This window comes from Acidobacteriota bacterium (genome assembly GCA_018001935.1).
Classification (GTDB): domain Bacteria; phylum Acidobacteriota; class JAAYUB01; order JAAYUB01; family JAAYUB01; genus JAGNHB01.
In genome coordinates, this window is the sequence record JAGNHB010000035.1 from 40,675 (window position 1) to 60,429 (window position 19,755).

General features: G+C 63.2%; 5 protein-coding genes. 4 read left to right on the forward strand and 1 reads right to left on the reverse strand.

The window, feature by feature from the left end:
- Positions 1–345: 345 nt before the first annotated feature.
- Entirely contained in the window at positions 346–555 is a 210-nt protein-coding gene (locus tag KA419_13405) for a hypothetical protein (protein MBP7866934.1), read from the reverse strand.
- Between the two features lie 106 nt (positions 556–661).
- Here KA419_13405 and KA419_13410 point away from each other — a divergent pair, with 106 nt between their 5' ends.
- The 4 genes from KA419_13410 to KA419_13425 all read left to right on the forward strand — a co-directional run bounded on the left by KA419_13410 (position 662) and on the right by KA419_13425 (position 19,652).
- Entirely contained in the window at positions 662–16,309 is a 15,648-nt protein-coding gene (locus tag KA419_13410) for an IPT/TIG domain-containing protein (protein MBP7866935.1), read from the forward strand.
- On the forward strand, positions 16,309–16,743 hold the full coding sequence (locus KA419_13415; protein MBP7866936.1) for a hypothetical protein: 435 nt from the start codon (positions 16,309–16,311) through the stop codon (positions 16,741–16,743). Before KA419_13410 ends, KA419_13415 begins: the two co-directional genes overlap by 1 nt.
- A 150-nt stretch (positions 16,744–16,893) precedes the next feature.
- Positions 16,894–17,484 (forward strand): hypothetical protein, encoded by a 591-nt coding sequence (locus KA419_13420; GenBank protein MBP7866937.1) that lies wholly within the window; start codon positions 16,894–16,896, stop codon positions 17,482–17,484.
- 971 nt (positions 17,485–18,455) lie between these two features.
- Complete coding sequence (locus KA419_13425; protein MBP7866938.1) at positions 18,456–19,652, forward strand: RHS repeat-associated core domain-containing protein; 1,197 nt, start codon at positions 18,456–18,458, stop codon at positions 19,650–19,652.
- Positions 19,653–19,755 lie beyond the last annotated feature (103 nt).

The following is a 19,755-nucleotide window of genomic DNA, read 5'->3' on the forward strand; positions in this document are numbered from 1 at the left end:
CCGGCCGGGCGCAAGTGTCGCGCTCCCTCTCCCCCCATCCCAACGTCGAGGACCTGACATGACCCACGGACGCCCCTTCCCTAAATCCCTCCTCCTTCTCGCCCTCCTCCTGGCCCCGGGCCTGGCGGGGGCGGCGACGACGGACGACCCCCCGGCCTTCACGGCGGTGGCCTTCCCCGCCCCCGACGACGGCCACCGGGTGGGACTGGGGCTGTCCAACCCCTCGGCGACGGCCCGGCGGCACCTCACCCTCTCCCTTCGCGACGCCGCCGGGCAGCTGGTCACCGGCGAGGGCGTCACCAACCCCGTGTCCGTGGACCTGGCCACGGGCGGCCTCTACGCCCGCTACCTCCACGAGGCCTTCGGCGCCTCCCCCGCCGGCCCCGTCTCCGTCCGCCTGGAGGCCGACGGCGAGGTCTTCGCCATGGCCCAGGCCCACGACGCGGCGCTGCGGGCCGAGGACGGCGCCAACCTCAGCCGCCGCGCCCGCACCGCCTGGGTGGCCCCGCTCCTGGGCGCCGTCTCGTCCGGCGACACCCTCCTGGCCCTGGTCAACGACAGCTCCGCCCCCGCCGACGTCACCCTCACCCTCGAGGGCGCCCCCGTCTCCCGCCCCGCGCGCCACGTGACCCTCCCCGGCTACGGCTGCGCCCGCCTCTCCGTGTCCGTGCTCTTCTCCGGCGCGACGGAAGGCTGCGTCCGCGTCAGCGCCACCGCCCCCGTCCACGCCCTGGTCTACGGCGAGGGCGCCCCCGAGTTCAGCGCCCTCCCGGCCCTGGACCCCGCCGACGGCGCCCTGGAGCGGCTCTGCGCCCATTACGCCTGCGGCGCCGGCTTCGAGACCTGGGTCTGGCTGGTCAACCCCGGCGACGCGGCCCTTGGCGTCACCCTGCGCGGCGTCCCCGACGTCGAGGACGGCGCCGGCCGGCCCGTCCACGCCGTGTCCGTCCCCGCCCGCGCCGCCCGCCGCGTCACCGTGAGCGAGGCCTTCGGCGCCGGCGGCGAGGCGCTCAAGTCCGGCTTCATTCGCCTGGAGAGCGACGCTTCCAAGGGCGGCCTCCTCTGTGCCGTGGCGATCCGCCACGCTGCGGGGGGCGTGACCTGCCTGCCGGCCTGGGACCTTCCCGTCCGCGAGGCGCGCTTCAGCCACGTGGCCCACGGGATGGGCTACGTCACCGGCGTCACCCTGGTCAACCCCACCACGCGGCCCGCGCACGTGCAGATGCAGCTCTGCGACGGCGACGCGCAGCCGGTGGGGCAGTGCGCCCTGGACCTGCCGCCGGGCGCCCGCCAGGCCCACCTGGTGAACGAGTTCTTCGGCGTGTCCGAGCGCCTGGGCGGCTCCATCCGCGTCAGCGCCTCCGAGCCGCTCCACCTCTACGAGATTTTCGGGCGCGGCGCCGGCGACCTCTTCGCCGCCGTCCCGCCCCTCCCCGAGCCGGGGGACGTCCCCCCGGCCACGGGCGAGTGCGCCGAGGGCCCGCAGTTCCTCGCCGCCGACCCCCTGTCGGGCGGGCCGGGGGCCACGGTCAACCTCTGGGGCTGGAACTTCGGGAAGACCCCGGGGGAGAACCGCGTCACCCTGGGCGGTGCGGAGATGACCGTCACGGCGGCCTCGTCCCACGTCCTGCGGGCCACGGTCCCCGCGACGGCCGTCAGCGGCCCCCTCGCCGTGCGCGTCGGCGTTTGCGACGCCTTCGGGCCGCACTTCGACGTGACGGGCCCCGCCCTCGGCGTCGTCATCACCAGCCCCGCCAACGGCGCGGTCCTGGCCTCCCCGGACCTGACCGTCACCGGGACGGTCGCCGGCCCCGTCACAGGGGTCCGCGTCAACGGCCTCCCCGCGACCCTGAACGGGAGCGGCTGGACGGCGTCCCTCCGCGTGCCCCCCGGCCCCACCGAGATCCGCGCCGAAGCCACCAGCCCCGCCGCCACCGCCGAGGACCGGGTGACGGTCCACTACCGGCCCGTCCCCGTCGTCGAGATCACGACCCCCGCCGACGGCGCCCTCCTCGGCCAGGCCGCGGTCACGGTCACGGGCACCGTCCACAACGGGGTCACCGAGAATGCTGCCGTCCCCGGTGTGAGCGCTTCGTCCGGAAAGCCGGCCGCCTCCGTCTCGCCCGGCGTTCCCGGTGCTTCAGGCGCTCCTGTTTCCCCCGGTTCGCCGGCGGCTTCCGGCGACACCACCGGCATCACGTCGGTCACGGTCAACGGCCTCCCTGCCGCCCTCGACGCCCAGGGCAACTTCACCCTGGCCAGCCTCCCCCTGGTCGAGGGCCCCAACACCGTCACCGCCCGCGCCGAAACCGCCTGGGCCACCGCCGCCGACCACACCCACACCGTCACCGTCGACACGGCCCTGTGGATTCGGATCGACACGCCGGCGGAGTGCGCGCGGGTCACGGAACTCCCGCTGACGGTGAGCGGGAAATGCGCGGTCGGCGTGGAGAGCGTCGACGTCAACGGCATCCGGGCCGACCTGACGCCGGATTCGGACGGTTTCGCCTTCACCCTTCCCATGGCCCTCCCCGAAGGGCCCTGCGGCGCGGCTTACCCCGGCCGGAACCTGACCGCCCGCGGCCACCGCGGCACAGAGACCGTCGAAGCGTCCGTCCCCGTGGGCGTGGACACCACGGGCCCCTCGGTGTCGCTCCAGGCCGACCCCTGCGGCTGGCCGGGCCGCCCCGTGCACCTCACCCTGGTGGTCTCCGACACGGTGGCGGTGGACGCCGTCGCCCTCACGGTGAACGGCCAGGCCGTCGACCTGCCGCCCGCCGCGTCCCGGGTCGACCCCGGATACTGGGTTCGTTGGGACCTCGACTGGACCGTCCCCGAAGGGCCCCCGGCGACCCTGCAGTGGCGCCTCGCCGCCCGCGACGCCGTGCCCGGCCGCCCCGAGGCCGTCGCCACCGCCGTCACCCAGGTCCTGGACCCCCGGGACAACGGCGCCTTCGTCCTCGGCCGCGTTTTCCGCGCCCACGACGGGCTGCCCCTGGACGACGCCGGGGTGACCCTCCTCGCCACCGGCAAGACGGTTCGCTCCGACGCCCAGGGCGAGTACGTCCTCCCCGCCGTCCCCGGCCCCGTGGAACTCCGGGTGCAGCGCGACGGTTACCTGGACGCCTGCCGTTTCGCGCAGGCCGCCGACGGCACCGGCACCGCCGTGCTGGATGCCCGGCTGACTCCCGTCGACCCGAAGACCACGCCGGTCTCCGCGGGCGGCGGCGCCGCCGTCGACTCCACCCGGGCCCTGACCCTCCAGGTCCCGGCCGGCGCCCTGGCCGTGCAAACCGACCTGCGCCTCACGGCGGTGGCCCCTCAAGGTCTCCCCCAGGTCCTCCCCACCGGCTGGACCCCCTGGGTCGCCCTGGACCTCGCGCCCGCCACGGTGGCCTTTGCGCTGCCCGCCCGCCTGGAGACGGCGTGGGGGGGCGCCCCGCCCGACGGCCGCCCGTGGGCCTGGCTCCGCTTCGACCCCGCCCAGCGCCGCTGGGTTCGCCGCGAGGCCCCGAACGCATCCTTGGGTGAAACGGCCTGGGCTGTGGACGTCCACCTCGGCGGTTCCTACGTCCTGGCGGTGGCCGACCCGGCCCCCCTGACCCCGGCCGTGCCGGCCGTGGGCGAGGCGCTGCTTCCCGGTGACCCGCCGGGACCCGCCGCCGCCCTGACCGCCGAGGGCGAAGTGCTCCCCGCGGCCCTGGCTGCCGGGACGGGGATGGTGGCGCTGGCCGACCTCCGGGTGACTTCCGCGGCGCCGGTCGCCTCGGGGACCGCCGTCACCGCCGCCTTCCGCAACACGTGGCGGCTCAGCGGCGGGGGAGACGTGGAAGGGCGCGCCTACGCGCAGGACCTTCTCCTCTTCCGAGGCCCCGGCGCCCCGGACGGCGGCCTGCGGGCCACGTTCCCCGTGCGCCCCGTGGAGGAGTTCGACCCCGTGGACCTCCTCTCCGGCCGCGTCACCGTGGACGTTCTTCCCGAGCGCTCCCGCCGGGTCGGAACCATCCTTCAGGACCCCGCCACCACCCTGGAGAACGACCGGGGCGACCGGGTCACCCTGGGCGGGGCCGGACTTCCCGCCGGCGTGTGGGTGGACTTCCGCGCCCTGGCGTCCTGGGAACTTCCCGATTCCGGGAGCGACGACCTGGACGTCCTCGGCGGCTTCCGCCTGGCGAGTTTGGCCCCGTTGCCCGACGGCACCGCCGTGGCGGTGGTCTGCCCCGTGCCCGCGGGGGAGGCCCTGGCCTTCTACCGGCTTCTTCGCGGCCCTTCGTTCGGCGGTGAGGGTTCGACCGGCGTGTCCGGCGGCACCGCCGTCTTCCTGGTTTACGCCTGTCCGGCCGTACGGCAGGGCGACACGGTGGTCAGCCTGCCGACCCTCTCGGACAACAGCCCCGCCCCCGGCCTCGCCCGCGGCGGCGACTTCGTCCTCTGCCGCCTGGCGCACGAGCCCGTCTTTGCCGAGGGAACGGTGGACCTCGGGGGCGCCCACCCCGCCGGGGTCCGGGTGACGTCCTCCACCTGCCCCGTGGTGTCGGACCTGGACGCCGCCAACCGGTACTTCCTCCAGACCTTCCCCGCCGACGAAGGAACGGTGCGCCTCCGGGGCGCCGACGACGCGGCCGGTTATGCCGGCGAAGCCGACGCCCTCTGGCCGGGGACGATCCGCGTCACCCGCGACCTGGCGCTGGCGCCCGTGGTGCCCGTCGTGGTCGCCACCTGGCCGGGTCCCCTCGCCACGGGCCTCTCCGGCGTCACCGAGGCCCTCTTCCGCTTCGACGCTCCCCTGTACCCGACCACCGTGAGCGACGCCGACGCCGGGGTCACCGTCGACGGCGCCCCAATCGCCGCGGCGGTCCGCGTCTCCCTGCGCAACGCCGGCCGCGACCTCGTGGTGACCCCCGCCGCGGGCTTCCCCGCCGGCTCGGTCTGCGAGGTCCGGGTGGGGCCCGCCGTGTCCAACCGGTACGGGCGGCCCATGGCGGCCCCCGCCGTCCTTCACTTCGAGACGGCCCCCGCCAGCACCGTTCCCGTCGGGATCCCCGGCCTCGCCGTCTCCGTCGACGTGACGGGCGCCACCCTCACGTTGACCTCCCCCGGCTGCCCCATCCCCCCGGGCGGGAAGCTCAAGGTGGTCAACCTGACCACCGGCGAGACCCGCATCCTCACGGCCTGCCCGGGCGGCGGCGCTTTCTCGCTGACGGTCGGCGGCACCCCCTGGGACGATATCCGAATCCTGGTGGAGGACGCCTTCGGTGCCGTGACGACCGTGCCGCTCCCGGTGATGACCGACGCCGACGGCGGCCACTTCGTCGGACCCGCCGGCGGGGTCGTAACGGGTGCCGGCGGCGTCCGCCTCGAGATCCCCGCGGGCGCCCTCCCCGTCCGCGCCCGCATCAAGGCGATCCTGGAAGGCCCGGATGCTCCTCATGAGCCTCTGCCGGACGGTTTTCCATTCTGGGGGAAGCTCTCCGTGGAAAGCACATACCGGCAGCAGACGTCAAAGGAGATCCGGGTTTCCTGGCCGGCGCCCTCCGGCATGGCGGAAGATACCAGCCTCATATACCTGAGAACCATCGAGTTGGACAGTGGGCCAACCTACTCAATTCAGGGGTTGGCAAGGATGCAAGGCGGAACTGTTTTCCACCTGACCAATCAGGATCTGGACAGCGCCATGACCGCGAATAATGCCGGGAGTGTCTGCAAGGTGCTTCCTTCTTCTTTCCACCCGGGCTTTTGCGGTACTTTTGAACTTTTCACCACCATCGCATACTGCGGTTTTGTTCCAAACAGCACGGCCTTGATCACCGGTACTGTGAAAAAACCACGGTGGGATGCCCAATTGATTGCGGAGATCCAGGATCCAGTGCCGAATGCCTTGGTTGCCGCCGGCACGAATGTATATGGAAACCAGATTGTCACACAGACGAACCTGCTGGGCGAATATGGTTTGATTTTGCTAAATCCTCCCAACCCCGTATCGGCGATCGAGATCAGCGCGCTCGAACCCGCAACGGGTATGCGAGCCCACACCTGGGCGGTTGAAATCGAGGGATATTTCCCGCCTTGGCTGTATAACTTTGGCACATGTTTGTTTGTCGGCAACTTGGTGATCGGGGACCTTTCTCTGCCGGAAACGCCGGTAACGATCCAGCCCATCCGCGGGGAGATCGGGGTTCAGAATGCGGATATCTTTACCCGAGACGAGTTGGCAACCCTGGAATTGAATGTGGAGCGGGTATTGAATCCGGTTTCGGGAAAGAAATTTCGTTTCAAGACCATCGTTTCACCACTCGATGCCGAGATGGAAGTCTTTTTGGACGGGGGTCCGATGGTCTTCCTTCCTCCCGGAGAGAATTCGACGACCCTCTACACGGTGCCTTTAGATACCCAGGAACTATTTTCAGGTTCCCATGAACTGACTATTGTGGCAAGGAAAGGGAATGGCACGCCTGTTTCGGAGAGCTTTCACTTTGTCGTGTTCGATGACATCCTGGATGTTCCTCCTCCGGTACCCGGAGAATCCCCGATTGTACTATCGACAATTCCGGAAAAAGGATCCTCGGATACCTCCTGCCTGATTCATCCCACAGTCTTGTTTTCTGAGCCTGTTCTTCTCCCGGCGGGAGACTCGTTTTTACAATTAAAGAAAATGAGTCCTGGAGGTGACGAAGAAAGCGTCCCCTGTGCCCTTTACCCGGGTGGGACATTCCAACTGCCGGGAAGTAGCGAAATCTATCATACCCGGATTGTGATGGCGCCCAAGTCCGTTGATCCGGAACATCCTTGCCAATTGGATCCTGGGACCCGGTACGCCATTCGATGGGAGAACATCCCGCCAGGCATCGTGGACACGGATGGAAGCTCTCTTGTCCTTGACGAATCGGAATTGACCCGATTCGATACATTCACTCCCCAGGGCTTGTGCGACCAACAAAGTTATCTTCGTCCTCACCAGGCGATATGCAAGGTGGGACAATACGTTTTCCTGTTGCGTGAGGGTAACCAGCCTGGTTTGCCCATGCAACGCTCGGCCCTGCAGATATGGGATTACAAGGATATCGGGGCTCCCCGGAAACTTGCGGAGATCGCTATCCCTTTGAACGCCATGGATTTTGATGTCCAGCCCATCTACAACGGTTTCAGGGCGATTGTGGTTTGCGCGGCTGGGGGGACATTCCCGCTCAATTCGGTTCTATTGATTTACGATCTTGTCGATGCCAATAGCCTCTCAATAACCTGGGACGAAGCGTTCGTATACGATGGGGCCCGGTCGTCCTGCACCGGCGCGGTCACATTGGCCTTCCCGGGGACTGGAGGCACGCCGCTCCGGGTTCGGCGCGTCGAGAACATGGTGTACGTGGCTGTGGCTGGTTTGGGCGTGCGCAGTTTTGTGCTTTCCCAAGCGGTCGAACTGTTCCTCTTGAGTCAATTGATCAAGGACATAGCCAGTGCCGAGGAGAGCCCGATATCGGGTATCGATCTTTCCCCGATGGGGTTGGCGCTTCTGCCCCAATACGGCTTCTGTTGGGAGTTGGGAGGTGTCAAGAGCACCCAGGGCCAATGTTTCGATCTCGACGTAATGGACTGGCCCGCTTCTTATGCGGGGAACGCTCTTCCGAGACAGGTCCGTTTGGTGGGAGTTGCCGACGGCACGTTCACGGCACCCAAATCAGTGGGGAGCAGCACTCTCCTTTCTGGAAGAATCACCCTCTACGAAGACCCTTCGGAATCCGTACCGGGAACATCTCTCCTCGATGACCTTCACCTTGCGGTCGATAATGTCCTGTCAATCCGCCAAGTTCTTGTACTTCCCGAGGTCACTTATTATTCCCCTTCAGGCAGCATGGGTTTTTCTCCTCTGTTGCTGGCCACTGGCATTCGTCCTGACGGAGGCTCTTCACTGATGGTATATGGTCTGAGCGCCTCGGCGGGTGGACTCTCGGTTGGTCTTCTTGGGAGGAAGGACTTCTCTCCTTCGGAGGGGCCTCTGGTTCTCGGGCGTGCAGGAGAAGGGGCTATGCTGTCTGGAAGCGGCAAGCTGTACCGATTGCTGCTCGACGATTTTCGTAAGGATTTCACACAGCGTATCCTTGTGGCCAATGCTGAAGCTGTTCGGTTTGTGTGTGACGATCAGGTTGTCTATCTAGCCTTTGAGGGAACCGCTCCGGGCGGGACGCCCTCGGGAGGGCAATCTGCGCCAACCGTATCTGGATCCCGGATTATTGTCATGGATGCGGTACTTCAGATGATGGGGGTGTTGCGGAATCTCTACGATGATCGGACGGGGGCCCTCGTACAGCAATACGACAATGTGCTTCCGGTCATTCACAACTATGTGCCGGGTTCATCCGAGGTGACGAGTCTGCGCATCCCGGCGGGTGTCCTGTCTCATTACCTGGTCCTGCCGCCGGACCTGCTGGGAAGCCCCCTGGATGGCGACGGAAGCCGCCTGAATGAAACCGTCGAGGTTCTTTCAGGTTCCGAGACCATGACCTTCGAACGCCATGAAAACGGGGATGGCCGAATTCGTCGCGTGAAAACCACGCAGATCGACCTCTCGCTGGGAAGCCAGGACGACGACATGCCCCCGGGGTGTAATGGCGTGGCCCGCCGCCGAGAACCTCCCCGGGCTACGGCACGGGCGAAAATGCGGCTTCCCGGGGGAATGACCTTGTCTTCTTCTTCCGAGGAGACCACCCTGCTTGAACTCATCCGCCTTCACTCTCCCGTTGTGAACATCGTCAAGGAAGCGGTACCTCAAGGATTCTTCAAAGGTCAGGACGAGGCGGAAAGCTGTCCGAAACTTGAGCGGATCGGGTTTTTCGCCAACTTCAACGTGCGAGTGAAAACCCTGCGGATTTTAGACCAGAACGGGTTGAACTTGTCCCTCCGACAAAGCTGGGACCTTAGTCAGTTTGTTCCCACCTACAAGAATTATTACATCGAAAAGCAGGAAATCCTTGAATACTTGGCCGAACTCCCGGTAGGTAGGTACGTTTTTGCCTTTGATGTCGAGGCATTGGATTTCCCCTCTCCTGGCAACCCCGGGCAATACGTAGTGGACGTGATCTACGGAAACCTCTTCGTGGGTTGGGATTCTCACCGGTCCCAGGACGCGGAGAAAGTCTACTGGAAAAGCGTCGATCTCCGCGAGGGGCACCGTATCGAGTCTGCCACCGACTTGGGTTTCGAGGATCGAGGCCTGTCGCTGCAGTTCACACGAACGTGGTACAGCGGTGGGCAGCACCCCCGCTACGGCATCCTGGGGGATGGTTGGGGGCACTCTCTCGATATCTCGCTCCAGAGAGACGAGTGCGGCGATCTCCTGGTCAACGGCGGGGACGCCGCGGGGTTGCGCTTCCGAAAGGTTGGCACGGTCTGGATGCCCCAACGGGGTGACTGCGCCACCCTGTTTGAGGACGATGACGACTACACCCTGATCACCAAGCAGGGATTGAAATACCGGTTCGAAAATTATCTGGGAAAGGCCAACCCTTGGGAATGGCGTCTGAAGAGCCAGACGGACCCTGACGGCAACCAGTTGAGCTGGGTTTACGAGCCGTCTTTCCCGCGGCAGATTCGGGAGATTCATCACACGTCCGGAAACCGGATGGTTTTCGAATATGAATGCCGTGCCCTGGGCCGGCGGATAAAGCGGGTTCTCCTCCTGGATCCCGAAGGTCGGGAAGGCAATAGGGCCGAATACGATTACGGCCTCTGCGGAACCCTTGATCGGGTGACTGTTGGGCCGCCTCCAGGCAAGGCTGGAACGCCGAAGGTCATCGATTATATTTACACCGTGCCCGCGTCACCGCAACCGGTCGATGACATCCATCTTCTCAGCCGGGTTCTGGGGCCCAACCCGGGGAACGTGGCGGAAACGTACTATCAGGAAGAGCCCCCCGCTGCCGATCAACCTGGACGTCGCATCTTCCGGGTGGTTTCCGTCCGGGATGGGGACCAGCCATCTCCAACCGAATTCCAGTACGCTCCGGGCAAGACCACCGTCAAGGATCCCAAGGGTTTTCTGACGGAATATCGATTCGACAACCGGGGCAGCTTGGTGACCACCATCCGCCTCAGCGACAATGCCATCACTGCATATGAGTGGTACGCCTTCGATTCAGCCGGGCACCCCGTAATGAACAAGAAGTCGGAAACCCGGCCCGATGGCTCCCGAAGCGACTATCAGTACGATAACCGCGGTAATGTCATTCAGCAGGTTGAAAATCCCACTGAAGGGGACGTGACTGCCGTCTGGACATGGGAATGGGACCCGGTCTACAACAGAAAGGTATACGAAAAATCGCCTCTTGGGATCGAACGTCGATGGGAGCTGGATGCCAGGGGGCACGTCGTCCGGGATACCGAGTCGGCGATGGTAGGGGACACCAGGGAGACCCATGAAACGATTTACGAGTATGATCAGGGGAATCTGATCTCAAGCACGGACACGCTGGGAAGAAAAACGAAGTATGCGGGGTACGACGTTCACGGCCGGGCCGCCGTTGAAATCGATCCCTTGGGCCGGGTGGAGGAGAAAACGTGGAGCCACTGGGGAGAGCTCCTGGTCGAAAAAGGCCCCACGGGGGCCATCAAGCGAACGTCGTACGACGGGATGCACCGGCCGGTTGAAATCCAGGTTGGGAATGGACTGACAGGCGAGCTTGCGGTCTCGATGGTAGAATCCCTCTCCTACCACCCCGGCGGACAGATCTGCCTCCGCCGTCAGACGGACGGGAACGGGCTCGGGGTCCTCGAAGAGCGTATACATCTTGATGCTTTGAGTCGGGTGGCCCGAAAGGAGACTTCCTTCTCTCCTTCATGGCACGGAGGGGGGGCTTGGTTCGAGACCTTCGGTTACGACCTCAACGGGAACCTTGAACGGCATGTCGATCCTTCCGGAAAAGTTCATCTGCGGACATTCAACGCGCAAAACCTCGAACTCACGCACGACGTTGACGGGAAAAGAGTTTCCGTCAACGAGTACGACGTTCGCGGGCGGAAGACCTTGGAACGAGACGAATATGGTCGCCGGACGATTTACGTCTATGACGGTTTCGGTCGGAAAAGTTGGGAGGTCGGGAGTGCACCAGGACCGAATGATGCCCTTCCGTTCCCGGTGGCGGGGGCCCCTCCGGCAGCGGAGAACCGCTTCGCCTCAGGGAAAGGATTCAATCTGGAGGGGTGGGTTCTGTGGGAAACGGATGAGACCGGCGCGAAGACCATCCATGAATACGATGGCTTCGGTCGCCGTACGCGGACCATCGACCCATTAGGTAACAGTGCAACTTGGAAATTTGACAGGAAAGGCAACCCTATCGAGGAGAGAGATGAAGTTCGGGGCTTGGTCACGAGCTTTACCTATGACGCACTTGATCGACCGAAATCCAAGGTGGTATCCGCATCGGGGCGCGCGGTCGGCGAAAGTTCCGGTGGTTTTATCTACAGATGGACTTATGCTTACCTCGATTTGCCGGGCGGAGGGTTCAAGACGCTTGAAACAGAAGCGTCTACGGGGACGACACGCGAGACGCTTACCGATGGTCTGGGCAAAGTTTGCTTGGAAGCGATGCAGGACACCCAGGGATCCCGGATTGAAAAATCCACCCGATGGAATGCTTTTGGTGGTGTTGTAGAAGAGAAGGATGCCGAGGGGAGAATCCGGACGTGGTTGCGCACCCCACAGGGATTTGCCGTACGCGAGACCGATGCTTCGGGGTTTCGTCTGGAAAAGGCCTTCAACCCTGACGGCACGGTCCGGGAGCAGCGGGCAGAACAATCCAAAACGCCGGAACGATGGATATCCCGTCGTTTCACTTATGATGCCTTGGGACGGAAGAAGACCGAAGAGTTGCTTCGAGAGGTGAGCGGGAGCAGTGCCTGGTCTCAGGAGCATTTCTTCGAGTATGCGGAGTTTTCGTCACTGGATGATCCCGCCGCGGTCATTTCCGACGGGACCACTGGGGTGTGGTGGAAGGATACGGATGTCCTGGGGCGTACAACCTTCCACTTCGAGGATGGATCCGGGCGGGATGTCCTGGTTCTGCATCCGGAGAACACGTTCTGCCATGAATGCTGGGAAGAGTACCGGCAGGAACGTTTCGGTTACGACGGTGAAGGCCGAGAGGTCTACCACCGGCGGAAGGACGGCTGGGTCGACCGTACCCGCTACGACGGTCTGGGGCGGTTGACGGAGTTCCAGGAGGCCGTTGAGGCGGAGGACGACTCACCGAAGCGCCAGACCGAGGCCGAGCGGTCACGTTTTTCCGGAAATGCCGGAAAACCGCAACGTGTGGAGTATGCCGACCCCATGAATGCGCGAACCGAATACGACCGGGCCGGCAACGCCACCCGGGTGCTCCTCGACCCACTGGGGAGGGAAGTGCTGCGTAATCGTCTGGCGGTTCGAGTCAGCCATGCGGACGGTGGCCCTTGGGTGGGTGATGTTCGCATGGCACGGCGCGAGTACGACCAGTCCAACCGGGTGGTTCTCGAAGTGGATGCCGATGGACGTGCGACGAGAAACACCTATGACGGCTTCGGGCGATTGGTCAAACAGGAAGACGGCTTGAAGGAGGTTTCCGACGGGAGCGTTGAGGAAACAGGGGCTTATTGTCTGCGTGCGTACACCTACGACCGGGTGGGAAACCGCCTGACCGAGACGGATTGCGGGATGTCGGGTTCTCCACGCTGGGTCTACGGTTACAACGAGCGCAACGAGAGGGTGTCCACCACCGATGCCCTGGGTAATATGACTTCTGCCAGCTATGACGGGTTGGGACAGGAGGTGCTTCGCAGGAGCCCGTTGGGGCGAGAAACCCGTTTCGAGTACGACGAGAAGGGCGACTTGGTCAAGGTGACGCTGGATGCTGGTGGCCCGACAGCCGGGACCTGGACTTTCGAGCGCGATGCCGCCGGGAGACTTCTGCGGCGCATCGATCCCGAAAACCGATTCCTGGAGCAGGAGTGGGACCCTTGGGACCGCCTGGTTCTAAAACGATTTCAGGATGGCGCCAGTCAGACCTCGGAGTGGAATTACGCCTACGATGCCCTCGGGAACTTGGTTCGCGCCCTCGACCCTGAAGGGGTGGAAGAGAAACGTACCTTCGACAAGTGGGGGAGGCTCAAGGCCGTAGAACTTCCGGAGGCGGTCCTCGCCTCCTTGGGGCCGGTCCAGGGGGTTCCGGTCGCGCTCTCTCCGGGGCGGTCGGCTGGGGAGATCCCCGATGTCCCTGTTCGAACGGACTACGCTTACGATCAAAATGATAATGTACTGGAAATCAAGGAGGAAAAACTCTGCCGCGCCGATGCCTCCGGATATGGCGCGGGGCAGGTGATCGGGGATTGGGGGACGTGGAAGCGGGTGCGGTTCACATCCTTCTTTGCCTATGACGGTCTCCAGCGGCTGGAGAGCCGTCGGGAGGGTTACGGAGGGGCCCGGACAGGTTTTGCCCACGACCGGTCGGGCAACCGGGCGGGAATTGGGTATCCCGGAGAAGACTGGACGGCGAACTGGCAACCTTCGGTGTCCTACACTCGAAACGCAGCCGGGCGCCTGACGGACATCAGCCGTCGGCAATCGCCAGAGGGAAGCCCTTGGGAAGCACACTACGATTATTATCCTCAGGGCTGGCTCAAGACGGTCGTCTATCCCAACGGGGTTCGGACGGAGATCGCCTACGACCCGGTAGGGAGAATCACGTCTATCGACACGACGCGGACCACTGACGGGTTGAAGGTGAGCCGCTTCGAGTACGACTACGACGCGGATGGCAACAAGACGGCGATGCGGGAGTGGAACGCGGTGCCGGCGTGCCGGTCGGCGGGATGGGACGCCGCGCCGCAGACGACCGCCTACACGTACGACGGGCAGGGGCGGCTGACGGGGGTGGACTACCCGGACGGGCGGCACGCGGCCTATACGTATGACGGGGCCGGGAACCGCCTGACGGAGGAGGAGACCGTCCCCGTGGCCGGGGGCGGGGTGCGCGTTGTGAAGCAGCGGAGCTTCGCCTGCGACGGGCGGAACCGGTTGGTGACGGTGCGGGACGCGCTGACGCCGGGGCGGAGCGTCCGCTACGTCCACAACCGGCGCGGTGAGGTGGTGTCCCGGTTGACGGGCGAGTTGGACGGGTCGGGGGAAATCCTTCCCGGGACGGAGACAGGGCGGCTGTCCCTGACCTGGGACGCGGCGGGCCGTCTGCGCCGGGTGGTGAAGGAGACAGCGGGCGCGTTGCCGGTGACGCTGGCGGAGTATTCGTACGACGCGTCGGGGCGGCGGGTGTGGAAGGCGGGTCTGTCGCTGCCGGGCCCGCGGCGCTACGTGTGGGACGGGACGGAGTTGCTGGCGGAGTTGGAGGGTTTGGGGAGCGCGCCGGCGGTGCGGCGACTGCGGGTGTACGGGGAGGGCCTGGTGGCGGAGGAGACGGTGGGCGCGGGAGGCGCCAGCCGGTTCTGCCACGACGACGCGCGGGGCTCGGCGGTGAACCGGACGTCGGCGGCCGGGATCGTGGTGTCGGGGCGGCTGTACGACGCGTGGGGAAACTTCCGGCAACTGGAGGCCGGGGGGGTGTGCGAGGAGACGCCGGGGCTGGATCCGGGGGGGCTGTGGTCATGGGAGGCGTACCTGGCCGATTTGGCGGGGGCGTACGCGTCGGATGAAGACCGCACAGGCTTCGACGGAAGTGAACTCGAGCCCGAGAGCGGTCTTTACTACGCGGGGTCGCGGTATTACGAGCCGGAGACGGGCCGATTCCTGTCGACGGACCCGGAGCCGGGGACGGAGCGGATGCCGCTGACGCAGCACGGGTACCTGTACGGGGTGGACAACCCGGCGACGTATGGGGAGGAGGATGGCCGCCAGGAGTCCATGTTCGGGGGGGACGGAACGCTGCGGATGCGGGCGTTCCTGGGCCTGATGCGGGGGGACGCGTCGCACCTGGAAAAAGCGCTGAGGGACGTCGCGCAGAAACCGGAGACGATCGAGGGGCCGAAGGGGGCGATCCTTCGGAACCCCGGGGGTGCGTACCAGCGCTTCGAGACGGCGATGTCGTTTCTGGGGGACGACCACTACACCTACGGCCGGGAAGCGGCGGCGCAGCACGATCAGTTCGCCGCGGGGCGACTGAGCGGGGCCGAGTACAGGTCGGCCGCGCTGAGCGGGGACGTCTTCCAGATGACGCTGTCGGGTGCGGGCCGGGGGGCGCCGCTGGCCTTCGGTCTTGCGAAGTATTCCGGCAAAGGCTTGAAGGCGGGGTACAAGGCCTTCCACGGGTCGAGCCTCGCCCGGCGGATGCGGCAGCTCGCCCGGGGCGCGGATCACGTCGGGGACCCGGCCGGCCGGATGCTGAGGAAGGGGCGGGGGTACCAAGGCTACTATGCCCGTCGGAGCACGGCGGTCCGGAAACCGCCTCCCACCGTTGTCCGCCACCCGGCCACGGTGGAGCCGGGAACCTCCACCGGCCTCCCCCGGAAGCTCGACGACGCCGCCGAAGCCGCCGACGACGTCTCCCCTGCAACCGTCCCCCCAAATGATGCCCCAAACGGGGGAATCTGCTTTGCGGCTGGCACAGAGATCTCTACGCCATACGGCACGAAGAAGATTGAAAGTGTTTGTCAGGGTGACACTGTTTATGCCTTTGATTTTGAGACGAGCGGAGTTGTTGAGAGGAAAGTCCTCGAGACCATCCGGAATTTCACTTATTTCTGGGTGGATATCCAGGTGGGGGAGGAGATAATCCGTGCCACACGGGGGCATCTATTCTGGGTCGATTCTGAGCAACGATGGGTTGAAGCGGCCTTTCTAAAGACCGGAATGACCTTACGCCTGATTGATGGCTTCTCAAGGCAAGTAAAATCTCTTGTTATTCGCGAACTTGATTGCCCTGAAGCCACGTACAACTTCGTCGCTGAAGAGAAACATAACTATTTCGTAGGCTCTGTGGGGATTCTTGTTCACAATGGTGGACATGGTGATTGGCACACTTCCCCTTGGTGGCAAACCGATCCGCATACGGTTTATCAGGGTGAGGACGGCTACATTGGGTTGACGGATGATTTTCTGCGTAGGCAGGCCGAATGGGATAGAGAAGGACGAAAAGTTTTTCCTTTACATGAAGATATACCCGGTCGTTTAGCTGGTCGTGGGGTCGAGCAAAGTGAAATTGAAGCAGCCAAGGCGCGCGGCGAGGCTGTTCCACTGAAACAGCACCACAGTATAAGACCTGCCCGTACCGATCCGAAAGCGATCGAGATGCGTGCCAGAGGCCAAGAGTATCTGAAAAGCAAGCTTGGAGGATGTTGATGGCAAAATGCAAGTCTTTACCAGGTGATCTACTTGAGATCGAGCTGGATGCCGGAAATACAGGTTTTGTTAAGGTGATACGTTCCGATGGATTTGGATTATTGATACAATTGGCAAACCCAGCGACGGGGGAGTTTGATTTGGAATACAAAGACTCTGTCGTCTATGTAAACCTATATTCTGTCCGTAATTGGAAAAAAGTTGGATTTTCACCAGTCGATAACGTTATGGATAACTTGCCGACCTTTTTCTTCGGCAGCTCCGCGACAGTGTGGACGATACAAGCAAAAGAGGGAGTTAGCTATATCAAAGGAAACGATGCGTCTATGGATGAATTATTGAAAAAAGGCTATGTTCAGAAGGTCCTTTGGCATGGCAATGACATTAAAGAGTATTTTAAAGGGAAGCCATTGATTTGGCCGTTTAAATTGTGAGGGCCAGAAGGAATATTTTTGTTTAACGCAAAAGGAAAAAGGCACCTGATGCCGACTAACACAAATCAGATAAAGGAGATATAGCGACTGAATTCGCAATCGACGACGCGTCAATCGATCATAAGGACTTTCCGGGCTTTTGGAGATGGGTTGGGGCTGCCCGTCCTGATCCTGCTGGCCCTGGTCACGACCTTGCTCCCGGCGAACATCGTCGCGGCCTCCGGGTTAGGGTCCGTCCCTGACGCGGCCGCCGCGTTCGGCCGCCCCGCCGCCGGTTTGGCCGAAACCCGCGTCGGGGGTCAAAACCTTTCAGACAACCGCTCACGTCAGGCCAAACCCGAAATAATCCCCACATCGCACCGAGTTTATCCCTTCGGCGCCCGCATTCGAACGTCCGGTCCCCCTGTTGCCCCAAACAGTGGACCGCCAAATCCATATGGTAAGCTTGGTAATCCCGCGCACCGAGGCAAAGTAGCGGAGATAGCTGATGAAATTGAAGCAAGAGGCCTCATACCTGACTTCGAGGTACCCATTAAAACAGTGAATGGTAAAAAGGCTGCTCGTTACATGGATGTAGTGGCAAGAGATCCTGTAACCAGAGAGATCGTTGAAGTTCATCAAGTCGGGAAAACCCTAAAATCAAAACCTATGATACCTGTTGCTCGCGAACGTGATGCTCTCCGGGATGTTCGTTACTCCCCTGAAGTGCGCAAAGCCAAGAAGATCTTCCATAAATATTGACGGAGCAATGACATGGGCCATCAAATTAACTTCTATATGACAAACGAAGACGAGCAGAAGTTTTTAGGGTTTCTCCGTTCGGATCCCAATGTTTGCATCTTCAGGATTTGGAGTGATACACCAAATCTAAAAAGTATTTCTGATTTACCCGAGAGGGGAGAGCTGTGTTGGTTCAAAGTAGCTATTTGGCATGGGGGAATAAGCCCAGAACCGAAGTTGAAATACATCCCTCGACAGCAGCATTACATCATTGATCCACTGCCGAATGAAATCATTGAGTTTTCGAGATGCTGTATGAACAATAGCAGGCTCGATAATGGTCGTCTTTGGGTCGAGTTTAACGATTGGGTTTCATCCTTTCCACAAGAAACGGTTAATAAGAGTGAGTCGTTCCGTAAGTGGTACAACCGATTAGCATCATGGATTAAACGGAACTCTGAACGCAACAAAGCAGGTTTTTACGTAATGCCCGGGGCCGCGCGGTTTGTCCACGGATTGAACTATCATAATGGTTAGTACACATGTTGTTTCTGGCCCTTATCATTTCGTTTATCTCTCCCCCGGTGTGGCAGGGCGGTCAAGATGCTGCGCTGGGGTCGGACCGGTAAGGATATCGGTGCCAGGTTTTGTCTAATCCCAATAAAATCAGGGAGAGATAGCTGGTAGAAGCGCAGGTGATGAATAATCAAGAGGACATAGCGATTGGTTCGCTTCGGGCAGCGGTGGGGCGGCTTGGCAGTGAGGAAGGCCTGTGCCTTAGGCCTAAGGGTGGAATCGTCCCCGCTTTGCTTGTCTTGGTGAGCTTTGCTCTGTGGGCATCAGTCCTCCCGGCAGCGGTTCGCCCGATGGTGACCGGGGCGGTTTCCTCTCTCTCCTGCCAATCCAGTTTCTCTGTCCGCTCCGCTTGGATGGTCGCCTCCGGGTGGACGTCCAACGGGTGGTTGCAAGCCATCCGGTACCCGAACAGAATGATGGCCCCCTTCGCGTACGACGGGTCGGGGCGCCGGGTGTGGAAATCGGGGACATCCTTCCGTCCGGATGGGACGGCGGTTACCGACCTGCGGCGCTACGTCCATGATGGTGAGGCGCTCCTGGCGGAGCTGGGCGAGTCCCCTGGCGGCGGGTACCACCCGGTGCAGCGTTACCTCCACGGCATCGGGGTCCTGGCGAGGGAAAGGCTTGGCGACGACGGCAACGCGGTTCCCACGCGTCGTCCCGACGCGGGTCCGGGATCTTACCTCCCATCTTCCCTCCAAACCCTCTTCCACCACGCCGATGGCCTCAATTCCACGGTGAACGTGACCGGTTCCGACGGGAGCGTGAAAAACGCCTACCTTTACGATGCCTGGGGCAACCATCGTGAACTGGAGGCGGGAGGCGCGTGCCTCACCGCTCCGGACCTGGGCCTCGACGGTTTCGTTGACCGGGACGCCTATTTGGGCAATTTGGCGTCGGCCTTTGCCGAGGACGACAACCGCCTGACCTTCACCGGCCTCGAGGCGGAGCCAGAGACGGGGCTGTTCTTTGCGCAGTCCCGTTTCTACGACCCCGAGGCGGGGCGCTTCCTCTCGGAGGACGAAGACCCCGGGGATGAAAGCGCCCCGGTGAGCCTGCACAAGTATCTCTACGCCAACGCGTCGCCGACGCGCTTCGTGGACCCGTCGGGCCGCTCGGCGGAGGACACGGTCCCGGCGGCGACGCTGGAGACGGGGGACCTGGGGGGTTCGGAGTCCGCCGCCCGCCCGTCGGCGGACCAGGACCTGCCGGAGGGCGGCTCCCTGGCGGCGTACGAGGTGGCCAAGAGCAAGGCGCGCTGGCCGCTGAGCCTGTCCCGCGCGGCCCCCCAGCACCAGGGGATCTGGCCAGAGTGTGTCAGCAAGGCGATGGACCAGTGGCAGCAGGAACGCGACCCCGACTTCGATCCCATTGCCAAAGTCCGTCGCGTTTACTACAAGGTCCGGTCGATGGCCAGGGAAACGTATGAACGAACCCTGCGTTACGCCGAGGATCAATGGCAACAGTTTAAATCCGATCCCTTCGGTTTCTACGGAAGAAAGCTGATTGACACCGCGGAACTGGCCTGGAACCTGACATTCCAGCCGGTGATCGATGCGGGGAAAGCCGGGTGGGAATGGGCTTCGGACCCTGCGGTGCTCCCCTTTGTCTAGACAAAAATCCACTAAAAATAAGCTAATGGATCAAGAAGGGTCTCGGGCCCCTTCTTGATCCATACCTTTGAGGCCTCGCAGAGGCCGCAGCGGCAGCCGCTGC

Coding starts and splice junctions, on each gene's coding strand:
- KA419_13425 (MBP7866938.1), top strand. CDS start 18,456: ATGGCCCCCTTCGCGTACGACGGGTCGGGGCGCCGGGTGTGGAAATCG.
- KA419_13415 (MBP7866936.1), top strand. CDS start 16,309: ATGGCAAAATGCAAGTCTTTACCAGGTGATCTACTTGAGATCGAGCTG.